Source organism: Laceyella putida, from assembly GCF_042665195.1.
Lineage (GTDB): Bacteria > Bacillota > Bacilli > Thermoactinomycetales > Thermoactinomycetaceae > Laceyella > Laceyella putida.
Window position 1 is genome coordinate 1 of sequence record NZ_JBHTBW010000023.1, and the last position, 11,669, is coordinate 11,669.

12 protein-coding genes and 2 pseudogenes are annotated in these 11,669 nt (G+C 44.0%); 6 read left to right on the forward strand and 8 right to left on the reverse strand.

The window, feature by feature from the left end; all coding sequences use genetic code 11:
- Positions 1-855: 855 nt before the first annotated feature.
- The 6 genes and pseudogenes from ACFQNG_RS09755 to ACFQNG_RS09780 all read right to left on the reverse strand — a co-directional run bounded on the left by ACFQNG_RS09755 (position 856) and on the right by ACFQNG_RS09780 (position 5,324).
- Entirely contained in the window at positions 856-1,128 is a 273-nt protein-coding gene (locus tag ACFQNG_RS09755; RefSeq protein ID WP_379864737.1) for a hypothetical protein, read from the reverse strand.
- A gap of 272 nt (positions 1,129-1,400) precedes the next feature.
- A pseudogene (locus ACFQNG_RS09760) lies at positions 1,401-1,681 on the reverse strand (zinc ribbon domain-containing protein); the annotation flags it as partial.
- Between the two features lie 593 nt (positions 1,682-2,274).
- On the reverse strand, positions 2,275-2,556 hold the full coding sequence (locus tag ACFQNG_RS09765) for a hypothetical protein (RefSeq protein WP_379864738.1): 282 nt from the start codon (positions 2,554-2,556) through the stop codon (positions 2,275-2,277).
- A gap of 264 nt (positions 2,557-2,820) precedes the next feature.
- Positions 2,821-3,474 (reverse strand): annotated as a pseudogene (locus tag ACFQNG_RS09770) (IS5 family transposase); the annotation flags it as partial.
- A 268-nt stretch (positions 3,475-3,742) separates the two neighbouring features.
- On the reverse strand, positions 3,743-4,027 hold the full coding sequence (locus tag ACFQNG_RS09775) for a hypothetical protein (protein ID WP_379864739.1): 285 nt from the start codon (positions 4,025-4,027) through the stop codon (positions 3,743-3,745).
- Positions 4,028-5,051: 1,024 nt separating this feature from the next.
- Positions 5,052-5,324 (reverse strand): hypothetical protein, encoded by a 273-nt coding sequence (locus ACFQNG_RS09780; protein ID WP_379864740.1) that lies wholly within the window; start codon positions 5,322-5,324, stop codon positions 5,052-5,054.
- A 142-nt stretch (positions 5,325-5,466) separates the two neighbouring features.
- Between ACFQNG_RS09780 and ACFQNG_RS09785 the strand changes: the two genes are divergently transcribed.
- From ACFQNG_RS09785 to ACFQNG_RS09805, 5 genes are all read left to right on the forward strand, one after another.
- Positions 5,467-5,694 (forward strand): hypothetical protein, encoded by a 228-nt coding sequence (locus ACFQNG_RS09785; protein ID WP_379864741.1) that lies wholly within the window; start codon positions 5,467-5,469, stop codon positions 5,692-5,694.
- A gap of 68 nt (positions 5,695-5,762) precedes the next feature.
- Positions 5,763-6,023 carry a hypothetical protein gene (locus ACFQNG_RS09790; protein ID WP_379864742.1) on the forward strand — a complete coding sequence of 87 codons (261 nt, stop codon included), beginning with the start codon at positions 5,763-5,765 and terminating at the stop codon, positions 6,021-6,023.
- A 63-nt stretch (positions 6,024-6,086) separates the two neighbouring features.
- Positions 6,087-6,458, forward strand: coding sequence for a hypothetical protein (locus tag ACFQNG_RS09795; RefSeq protein ID WP_379864743.1), 372 nt, complete (start codon positions 6,087-6,089; stop codon positions 6,456-6,458).
- Between the two features lie 252 nt (positions 6,459-6,710).
- Positions 6,711-6,965: a hypothetical protein gene (locus ACFQNG_RS09800; RefSeq protein ID WP_379864744.1), complete on the forward strand. Its 255-nt coding sequence runs from the start codon at positions 6,711-6,713 to the stop codon at positions 6,963-6,965.
- Positions 6,966-7,016: 51 nt separating this feature from the next.
- Positions 7,017-7,151, forward strand: a complete 135-nt coding sequence (locus ACFQNG_RS09805) for a hypothetical protein (protein ID WP_379864745.1) — start codon at positions 7,017-7,019, stop codon at positions 7,149-7,151.
- Between the two features lie 799 nt (positions 7,152-7,950).
- Here ACFQNG_RS09805 and ACFQNG_RS09810 read toward each other — a convergent pair.
- A complete protein-coding gene (locus tag ACFQNG_RS09810; RefSeq protein ID WP_379864746.1) occupies positions 7,951-9,432 on the reverse strand; it encodes a M1 family metallopeptidase in 1,482 nt (493 codons plus the stop codon).
- A gap of 346 nt (positions 9,433-9,778) precedes the next feature.
- On the opposite strand from ACFQNG_RS09810, the gene ACFQNG_RS09815 reads away from it, so the two are divergent.
- Entirely contained in the window at positions 9,779-11,260 is a 1,482-nt protein-coding gene (locus ACFQNG_RS09815) for a cobyric acid synthase (RefSeq protein ID WP_379864747.1), read from the forward strand.
- A gap of 31 nt (positions 11,261-11,291) precedes the next feature.
- On the opposite strand, the gene ACFQNG_RS09820 is transcribed toward ACFQNG_RS09815, so the two are convergent.
- Entirely contained in the window at positions 11,292-11,630 is a 339-nt protein-coding gene (locus ACFQNG_RS09820; RefSeq protein WP_379864748.1) for an NAD(P)H-dependent oxidoreductase, read from the reverse strand.
- Positions 11,631-11,669 lie beyond the last annotated feature (39 nt).

Genomic DNA, 11,669 nt, shown 5'->3' on the forward strand with positions numbered 1-11,669 from the left:
CCCCATCACTAGTAGTGTAATCCACTTACACTCTTAGTGTCCAAAGTCATTAGGGGGCTAAAGAGGTTGTGCGAGAACCCTATTTCTTCCATATAGTACCTTGAAGGCACCCAATGGGTGCTTTTTTATTTCATCGAAAAGGGGAAATGCTCATGTATATCACTTGGGAACAGCTTGGTGTCATCGTGTCAATATTACCTTAGCTGTGACTTTGATGAAATAAGGGGCCGTAGATGGCCCCGTTCCATTTACTGGAGAAATGGCCCCAAAATCGGCCAATGCTCACTTTATCCCTAATACGATATAGCAACTATCGGTGTGACTAAAAAATCAAAATAATACTTTCAAAGGTGGGTTGTTTTTTTAGAATGAATAATCGTAAACCTCTGAAAAGGAGGTGTTATTATGCAGAAAGAAAACAAAAAGCAACGAAGATGGTGGCTCATCCTCATTGCTTTAATGCCAGTAGTAGAACTACTGGACACGATATTAGACATACTATTCAAGTAAATAATTATTCAAAGCATAGAGCGTCTGGTCCACGCTTTATGCTTTTTTTCTAACTCTTAGTTAAGAGTTAGTTTCGTCAACGTGTTACCACAGTTGGAGTTGAAAATAAATCTTCAAATTCACTTTTTGTTTTCACTTTTTTTCTCTAATTGCTATGGATCGACCAGCCCACCGCGGCACGCTCAGTCCACTTTGCCAGGAAAACTCGAAAAGGCCCCCTGATCGGATTAACTCCAAATATTCCTGTTAGTCATTGTAACTGTTTGGTGTACCCTGTCTCAATGAATTGCCTTACGCTTCGTACTGAATTCGGTTTCACCATACTGACGTTGGTTTTTGCTCCGCTTAAAAAAAGAACAAAGCGGCCAGTGCCGTTATTGCGGCGAATGGTATGAAGAATCCTGACGTTTGAAGTTCCGGCTGCGGATCGTTACTGGAATTTGCTTTCGATGGATGATCGAGAGGTCCAAAAATAATGCCATCGTGTTTAACCTCTTTGATCACGCCCGTCAATCCTTCGCCGTCATGTAGAAAAAGTTGAACAGGTTTTCCCGCACATTTATTACACACTTGGATAATACGATCTAATCTTTTCTTCTTTGCACTTTCCTCAATCATTTAATCTCCTCCTTGTTTCTTGGATTTCTCCGTATATGCTATGTATGCTTTCACTTGAGGGTAAGGGCGAATAAAACAGCAAATGAAAATAGGTTGATAACCATAGCTTGCTGAAATGAAATAAGCCAGTAGCTCCTAATGGGCACTGGCTGTCGTTTGTTAATCTTCTTGCTTTTGAAAGTGAACATTAAGTCTGCTCATTGACCACTCCCCATGCCTAAAGGCAGGGGATTCTTGGGTAATCCCTTCCATCCAAGGGAACTTAACCAAGCTTAAACCGCTAGCCCAGCGGCAATGAGCCTTAAACCTTCTTGTAAAATGTTTATCGATGTGTTGATATCTCTGTCATGGTTTGTGTGACACTCTGGGCATGTCCACTTTCTGAGGTTTAGACTTTTTACTTCCTTGTTTCTGTAGCCACAGTTGGAACATAGTTGGCTAGATGGAAAGGTTTTTCCGACTTTGACCATGATTCTTCCATACCATTTAGCCTTATACTCCAGCATGGATACAATGTAATTGATTTAGCTACGTTGTGGTTTTTAATTATGTTTTTTCCTGTAGGGGTGTCGGGTGGGTCAGGCTCCTTTCGGAGCCGTTCCCCCCCTAAGAACCGTACGTGACAGTTTCCCGTCATACGGCTCAAGCCTCTTCAAACGCCCTGTAGGGGACGCGGTTTCTCAACGGTTATCCCTAGGTTGTGGACTTGGGCGTGACAATTTGGGTGCAAGAGAACGCGGTTCTCTTGTAAATCTGAACCACCAAGAGATTGCCAGACAATTTGATACTGCTCCGCGCTTCTCGTTTTCCTATTCAACGGCACGTTAAGGTGAAAGCTAAAGCGATCCAGCGTGGGAACTATACTTTGAGAAACGTCTCGGCATCAAGATGGTGGACAAACTCAAAGGAAAGCGCCAACTCCCGCAACTCTGGAAAGAACCTTCTAGCAGGTGGTTACTCACTGGTTTTTCACCTCTCTTCCCATCTTCGGCTTAGTAATATCTTGAAAAATTCGTCAATCAATGAACAGCATATTAGAGTTGCCGCGATAAATGTCAAATATGCGAACATAGTTTTAAGCCATGCGTATTATTGTGTAATAACGCGGGATTCATTGCACTTGCTGTTAGTAATAAGTAAAGTTAATTATCGTTTGTTCAATTTGCAACCAACTGAACATGTTCTTACCTTTATCCCTTTTGAATTACGATCGAACCGATCAGGCAACTCAGTCATACCCAAAGTACAAAAAATATTATCAAGAGTTTCAGCTTCGGTTCCTAGTTGATCATCTACAAACTGGGAAATGAGTGGCTTGGGTAGTGCTTCTCCTGTGATTTCTTCAACTAACTGAGAAAGCTGAAGTTGAGTCAGCCGTAAATCAAGTTGAAACATACGTATAGGAAAATTTCCCATGAACTCTTTCATTACCCATCCAAAACGCTTCGCCAGAATTATCCAAATGGAAACCTTTTTTGTTGGTCATTAGCGATTTACTCTCCCTAACTTAATTTCGATTCATATTACGCCATGGGCCTATGAAGGTGAATCCAAATGAAAAATTTGGGCTCCATAACACACCAAACTTTAGGAAATTCACCCTTGATACTCAAGAAAGTATAAATTCAAAAGACTAAGGTCAAGTCAGAATCCTTGATTTTTGATGGATTTCACGGGTGTCAATACGCTGTTTCATACAGATAACACAGACGGGACAAAATAGGATTTTGGTATAAGGCGTTTCGACAGAAAAAAACGTCGGCAATTATCCATCCATGCAAAACAACGCTCAATTTTCCAGCGGTGTCGGTAGCTTGCACTCTGTTTGATAGGACGACCACGCTTAGGCGAGCGTCGTTTTCGACGCTCGAAAGTGGGAATACAGTTTAACCAGGTTCGGAAAGTACGACTATCATAGGCTTTGTCAGCAATCAATTCTTTTGGACGGTTTTTAGGACGGCCTCTTTTTTGGGGGACGGAAATGGATTCCATTGTCATCTGGGCGAGCTTACTTTCATGAGGTTGAGCACTTGTTACACAAACTCCAATAGGCAGACCGTTTCCGTCTGCCACAACCATAACTTTGGAGCCTTTCCCCGACTTGTACATGAGACCCCCTTTTTTTGACGGTACGAAGCTACCGTCGAGGAAGGCTTGAGCCCACACTATTTTTGATTGTGTGTCTAATTGTGAAAGAAGGGCTCGCCAAATGCGATCCCAAGTACCGTCTTCTGTCCACTGTTGTAATCTTCGCCAACAGGTGGTTGATGAACCGTATTTCCGAGGTATGTCTGCCCAAGGGCAGCCTGTTTTGAGAACATAGAGGATACCATTTATTGTTTTCCTGGGGTCTGTGGTGGTTTACCTATGTTTTTTTTCTTTGGCAGTAGCGGCTGGATGACTTCCCATTGCTGATCCGTTATCTCATGACTACTCATAATATTTATATTTTAGTGTATTTTATGTTCGCTAGGTACTTTTGAATAGCTTCTAATAACAAAGCCGGTCGTCGCTCAAATGACTGATTTGGGCACTGGCTTTGTTTTAGTGAATAATTACAGAGAATGAAAGGAGGCTGCTGATCTCAAATCATAGTGGCAGCCTCAGAACCTGTTTATTTTTTTTTACGGCGGATTTTTTTCTTTCCTGTCAAAAAATCCATACCCATGTTGGGGTTTACTCGAATACTGTCAGCAAATTGTTTTAACTCCTCCATATCGACATCGGCTTGGGTTACTTTCATCAGATATTCCAATACAGCCGCCATGCCGCCTTGTTCATGTGCTTTTTTAGCACCGCGCATGATTTGCGTCAGTTGTTGTTCAGATAGAACCTGTTGACCCATGACATTGTTAATCAGCTCTGTCAGGTCCTTCATGGATAGACTGTTCCCAGACATTTGGCACTCTCCTTTTATATTAATTTTTACAATTTTATTCATAAAAGCAAATTATCGTCACTTAAAAGAGCCTTGTAACCAAGCCCAATCGTCTGAAATTAAGTAAATAAACTATCAATTGCCATGATATTCTCCCATTTGTATTAGTCATTTAGCGATGTTATTCATCGCCTTGGTTTCGTGACAACATTTCAAAGTCTAGGTCTAGCTAGGCGTCTATGTTTTTAGCCTGGATTAAAAACAAAGCCGGTCGCCCTTAAATGAGGCACCGGTTTTGTTTTGGGGAAAATGTCTAATTGCTCTACCAATATTGATTTGATAAAGAGACGTTTATCGCTACCAATATCCAGCAAACCAGAAAATGACGGGAATAATCATTAAGAAAAGAAGAAGATTGGTTAGTTGGAAGGAATAAAAGGTATCATCATAAATCATTATCATACATTCCTTTCTTTTGTTATTTATACCTATTCATAATGTTCGTGTGAATTGATGGTTTATTCTCTCGATTTTAAGAAAATAGGGCTTAATTTATTGGTTTTAAGATGTAAGAAAAAATAAATCGTCTGGAGATGATTAGTTAACTTGGAAAGCAAGAGAAGGGTAAAACATTTCACAAGATGTCTCAAGAATGAATGTCATTTAATTTATTGTAATATACATTACAAAATCAACTATTTTTAGACTTATAGTATAGTCTTGCGGCGACAGATATCCAAGCGCAGAGTGAGGTCTTTGCGTTCACGATTTTTCCTGAAGTCCCGCGGGAGTTTGGACTTAACATGCATGCATGCGCCGTCTCTACAGTACGGATCAATGAATATTCTAAAGGTGAAGTCTATATGATGGTAGGGGAGGTTTATTATGAGCGGATTCGGATTTGGTGGTTTCCCTTTTTTTAGTTTCGGATTGCGTCGCTTGTTAATTTTCCTGTTGGTAATCGTAGTAGTAATTTTTGTTTTTTTCTTCCTTTTTTGATCTTTTGATGAGATGAAAGGGAAGAAGCCCTTCGCAACTCTCGATGCTAAGGAGTGGGTTCGTCAAAACCGGTTAAGCGAGCGGAGAAAAGCGCTCTACAAGCGAAGGAAAGAGACGACCTAGCGGTTCGGGGATGCGAAGGAATTGCACGGACTTCTCTATGTACGGATGAGAGGGCTTGCCAACGGAGCAATGCCTTCTTATTGCCGTGTGCCAGAACATCAAAAAAATGGCGAGATTCAACCCATACTTTTGTTACCAATCCTATGATCATTTCTGCTTCTTTTTCAGTAAAGGCTGTAACAGAAACTTGACTCATAAGATCACCTCTTGGCTTTTTGCTTCGAGGTGATCACTGTTATTCTCTTGCTATCGCAAAACTTCTCATTCTTCGACGTATTGAGATTCAATTCTCCAAATGGTTAAGTAAGGATGAAAACCGTGGGTATCAAGGGGCCAGCATGGATAAAATTAATCGAGTTTTGCAAGCGCTGGGGGTTGAAAAGATCACGATTCTTACGGCAGAAAAATATCCACCGCAGTATCACGAGTGGTTACAAAAGAAAAAGGCCCTACAAGAGGTCAGCGCAAGCCAAGACGAAACATCGGTAACAAAGAGGCCATCCAGCTTCTTTTTATTTCGTGTTTACAGGAAACTCAATAATCGTTCTTGTTGTGAATTATCGTGAATATTTCTTCCCTTTTCAATAAAATATAGTGGGAGAAGATCCGCGAACACTATAAGGAGTTTTTTTTATTGAACGAGAACAAAGAAAAAGGAAGCTGGAAAACAAACGCTCTAGTTATTTCACTATTATTTCCAATTATAGCAGGTTTGGTTGTATTAGTAGTAGAAAAAGAGATTTTTGACAAGAAGGAGGATTCAATAAACGGTTCCACTCAGCACACATTTGATTCTCCTAATACAGCCGGCGAAAACCAACTGAATCAATCAAATAAACCTGTCTTTAAAAAACAAGAGATTTATTTTGATCAAGGGGATCCCCTTGGGAAGTAAGAATTTGGGTACAAGAGTGGTCCTGGGGTATGGGTTTACACCAAAGAGAATCATCCTCCTATATTGGATAACTATATAGATTGGGATCAGAAAGATTTAATTCTCATTCAGGCTCCAACAGATAGATATAATTTCTTTACATTAGGATCAATTACGCAGATACAAAAAACAACGTATGAGTTTGTTATAACCTACCATGAAGATCCCTTGATTCATAATGAGTCCAGAAAAGCATTTCCTGAAAAAATAAACAACATTATAGAAAGCGGCAAAATGGAAACATCTGAAGTATTAATGGAATATTACAACTGGTCTTTGGATCCGATCGGACGAGTTTTTGTTATAGTGAATAAAGGAAAATTACCCGATGGATCAACTTGGATAATCAAGGATCCTAAAGGAAAGGTTATGTATGACAGTAGAACAGCTCTATGAGGGGTATAAGTTGCCGCCTTTTGCCCAAAAAATAAGAAAAAGACGCCAAAAAAATTCTCCACCTTTTCAGGGGGAGTTCCAGCTTAGCTGTCACCAAGTGCGGCAAATCAGTAAATCATTTCCACCCATTGAACTACGGGAGAGACGGAATCGATAAAGACTGCAAGCACTTCAAAACACAAAAACAGGCCCAAGCCTACTTCATTAAAGATGGTGGGTCAAAGAAAAATAACGTGGATAACCTGGATAGCGATGACGGGATCGCTTGCGAGCACTTGCCAAAATGTTAATGAGTCCCATTGGGGGCTTTTCTTTGTTCTAAAGGATACTCCAAGTCTTTTTACAGGATATGACGGAACCATCACACAGGAGGTCGTAAACAAGGTCAAGTCTTGGCTGATCGATGGCGAAGAAGTGATATCTTATACCGGGATTAAACAAGAAGCCATTGAGTTTATTTATGATATGTCAGATCTTTCCCCACAAGTTGCTACTCACTTAAAATAACTTGAACAGAAGAAAGAAGAAGAAATATCTTTATGGAGTTACCAAGAGGTTATGGATTACAAGAAAATGATTCTTGATTCAAAAAATATACTTAGTGCGATTGTTCTTACTTATGGTAAGAAGGGACAAGTTTATGCAGACAAAGTGAAAGAGTATCAAGAAACCAAAGGCAAATCATTTAAGTAGTTCACCTTGGAAGAAATGCAAGAAATTCTTTTCATCTTGCATGAAACAAATAAACAAGAGATCGATAAAGCCGCTTAACACAGGGAGGGTTATGCCCGCCCATATACATCAAAGATCGTAAGGGGTTAGACATGATGGCGTGCCACTTTTTCAGGCAAGCTCACAGTCAAGTAGCGCGTATACAAAAGAAACATGCTTCTCGAACATATACTCCCAGGGAAATGGTATATATGAATCCATTCTTTCGAGATGTGAAAAGTGGATAGGTGTTATAAGGGTAAATCAAATATGGTTTACCCAAATTTGTTTAGTAGTAGAAAATGGAGTGGGGTTGAGTGAAAGTAGAGTGAAAGTTGAGGGTCCTATTTTGTTCGATGCTACATACATTTATGAGGTAAGTCATGAAGTAGGGACCGGGGTATTGAAATAGCTTGTGTGGGGACTTCCGAAAATTCGCCGCCTAGTTTCATCAGGTCGGCTAAAAGTCATATAGGACACCGTATCCCTAACATCCTGCTACCAAGATGAAGCTACAAGAGTAACTTGAAGTGACGAAGGATATTTCCAATATTAACGGTTTGATCAAGGAGAGTTGGCGCTTGATATGGAACACTTTTTCCGCTCTCTCTTCCACACGGTTTCTATCGCGTTGTGCTGTTTTTGAATGTTTAGGAGTTTCTCCTTGAGTGGAACCGAGTGTGGTTCGTGCCAACCTTCGGGGCAGAGCAGATGTTTGTGGTATACCTTCTGAGAATCAAAAAAAGGCCAGAGGCAAATACCTCCAGCCTTTCATATCCCTTTATTCCTGATCAGAGACAAAGACGAGATGCTCTTCAAAGAACTTGTTCAAATCCCGGCCGCTGGTATCTTCCATGATGCGGATGAAGTCTTTGGTGGTGGTGATGCCAAATTTCTTCTCCTTGAAGTAAGCCTGCATGGAAGTGTAGAATTGCTCATCGCCCAACAGCTTGCGCAAATCGTTCAATGTGCGGGAGCCGTAGTCGTAGATCATGTCGTAGTAAGCATTGATGCCCTCTTCCCCGTGGGCAGTGAAGTTAGAGACAGGGAAGGAGAGATGATAACCAGGAACGGGTTCCGCCGTGAGTTGATCCAGCTCCTTGTCATAGAGGGCGGCGGAGTAGGTGGCAAATGATTCGTCCAGCCAAGCCTCGTCATACTCGTTGTTGCCGATGATGCCGTAGAACCATTGGTGCCCGATTTCATGGGCGTTGACGGAGCGCACCCAAGCCGGGGTGGCGCTGTCCCGGAGTGAGATCATGACCAATTGGGGATACTCCATGCCGCCGAACCAACCGCGCATGCTGACGACATCCAGCTCCGGCCAGGGGTAGGCGCCAAACTTTTCGCTGAAGAGTTGAATGCTGTCCACTCCGCTTTGCAGGAGGTCTTGGGAGAACTTAGCGTGCTCTTCCGCATAATAGACATTCACTTTGACATGGTTGACGGTAGACGAGATCACTTTGTAGTTGGGGTTCATCTCCATGGCGAAGTCGCGCACATTTTTGGCGATATAACGGTGGGTGGCCAGATCGCCTTTAATAATGGGTCGCCCGATTTCCGTGCCGGTGGCGGCGATCACTTGTTGTTTGTCGGTGGTGACGGAGACATCGAAATTTCCGGTCAAAGAGTAGAAACTTTCGCCATATGGGAAGTATGGGTCAACATTCCAACCCTCGTCATCATAGACAGCCAAGATCGGGAACCAGTTGCCGAGGGAGACGATTTGCCCATCCCAACCAAAACGGTCTTGTCCCTTTGGCACATGGACGGTGAAATCCATGGAGACAGTGGATTTCTTCCGCTGTGGCAACTTCACACGAGGGATATGCAAGGCGGTTTCTTTTATTTGAAAGGAAGTGGCCTGTCCGTTGACTTTCACGTTTCGCACATCCATCCCACCCCCGTTTTCGCGGAAGCCTGCATCATTGCCCCAGAGGTTGAAGTAGATTTCATGTAAGGGGTTCTCTATGTTATTGATAAAGGTGACTGAAAGTTTCCCCTTTATGATGTGCTGGTTGCTATCATATGAAACGTTCATTTTATAGTTTGGATTGATTGGGCCGCGTATGCCATGCCGTTTGCCCGCTTGTGCGCGGATGGGCGCCGTTGTTTTCATATGCGTCAGGGCTTGTTTCCCTTGTGGAGGCAGATACGCGCCGGATGGGACCTCTGTCGGCGTTTGCGCATAGATGGAACTGGGGGCGAGGATGGTTCCCAATGCAAGTGTACTGGCAAAGAAGCTTTTCCAATTTTTCAACATGATGGAATCCTCCTTGGAATTGAGATAGCCATTACATTCTCCATCCATTAATAAAATCCTTTATTTTTAAAATTGTTATATAAAATAAAAAAGCCCGGCTTCCAAAAGGAAGTCCAAGCTAGAGTTTGGGGAATGATGAACAGCTTACTTGTCCGGCTTTCCGGTTGGACCAAATGAACCTCTGCTGACAACAAGCCGGATGTTGTCGCTTGATTCAGAATAAAAAGTCGAAAGATGAAGGGTGTGGCTCGCTTGCGCATCGTTCCCTTCTGAGCTACGATATTCGGGATGAAAAAGAAAAAAACTCCCAATGATTACTATTTTTCAGAGAAAAGGGGAAAGCGCATTGAAGACGATCATGATCCAAGGCACCGCATCGGATGTGGGCAAAAGTGTGATTTGTACGGCCTTATGCCGATATTTTTATGAGCGGGGCTATCGTGTGGCGCCGTTCAAATCGCAAAACATGTCCTTAAACTCTTATGTGACGCAAGCAGGTCATGAGATCGGACGGGCACAAGGGGTACAAGCGGAAGCGGCGGGGATCGAAGCGACTTATGACATGAATCCCATCCTGCTCAAACCCAAAGGGGATATGGTGTCGGAAGTGATTGTGCATGGAAAGCGCCTGGCGGATATGCCAGCCATGTCTTACCGCGCCAGGTCGCTTGAAGAGATGTTGGCGCCCGTTCAAGCGTCACTGGCCCGTTTGGCGGAAAAGACGGAGGTGTTGGTGATTGAAGGGGCGGGAAGTCCGGCGGAAATCAACTTGAAAGACCGGGATATCGCCAACATGCGCGTGGCGGAATTGGCCGACGCTCCGGTATTATTGGTGGCGGATATCGAGCGGGGCGGGATGTTCGCTTCCTGTGTGGGCACATTTGAACTCTTGGATGAAGAGGAACGGAAGCGGGTCAAAGGGTGGATCGTCAATAAGTTTCGCGGCAGCAAAGAGTTGCTCGAGCCAGGGCTCACATGGCTGGAAGAGCGAACGGGCATCCCGGTTTTAGGGGTTCTGCCCGCGATCAAGATGGAGGTGGACCCGGAAGATTCACTCGCTCTCACACGGTTGCAGTCCAATCGGCAAACGGCGTGCGATACAATCAATATCGCCATCATCCGCTTACCCTATATCTCCAACTTTACCGATTTTCTGCCTTTGATGCGACAATCGTCATGTTCGGTACGTTATGTCCAAACGGCTGATCAGTTGGGCACACCTGATGTGCTGATTCTCCCCGGCACAAAGAACACAATGCACGACCTGGCTTGGCTGAAAGCGAATGGATGGACGGAAGCGATACAGCATGCTTATCAACGGGGGGCGCATGTGGTGGGCATTTGTGGGGGGTATCAGATGTTGGGCAAGGTGTTGCGTGATGATGGCAAGATCGAGGGGGCGGGCGGTGCGGAAACGGGTCTCGGCTTGCTGGAGGTGGAGACGGACTTTGTACCGGTCAAAGAAACGAGGCGGCAAGCGGGACATCTGTTGGTGAAGTGGGCCAACCAGGTGGAGGTGGCGGGTTACGAGATCCACTTGGGCCGCTCCAGTCGGGGAGAAGGCGAATCGCCGTTGATTCGCTGGGCGGATGGGACGGAAGATGGCGCGATTTCGGCGGATGGACGCGTGATGGGCACATATCTGCACGGCTTGTTTGATAATGAACGGTTTGTGCAAGAGTGGTTGCAGTGGCTCGGACAAGCCAAGGGAATGAAGTTGGCATGGAATCCCGTCCTGGATCGGCAACAGGTTTATGCCGGCTTGGCGGAGTGGTTACGACAACATGTGGATATGGAGCGGATCGAAATTATCATGGGGTTAAAATAGGGGAGGGTGATCCCCTCCCGATTTCACCCTGTTACACTTTATGTTTTCGCGTGTTCAGTTCAGGGTTGAGAATATGTTTGACGTACTGCTCAGCGCTTGCTTCGATTTGTTCATCCGTGGCGGCATTGGTTCCGTGGAAACGGAAGGGTTTCAGGTAGCGCTGGCGTGCTGAGGGGAATTGGAAGACAATCCGCTCATGTTCTAGCAATAAAGCTTGTTCCTGTGCCACATCGATGCTTCCGTCCGGATAGGCCGCATATAAGTCATGAACGGTCACTAGGTCAGAAAAATCGCGCAATTTTTCCGCCCAACGTTTGTTTACGCGGGAGTTGTTCAAGTGGGGATGGGCCACAATCACCAATGTTTTCATATGGTTAACCTCCTGGAAGCCGACATTATTTGTATGTAC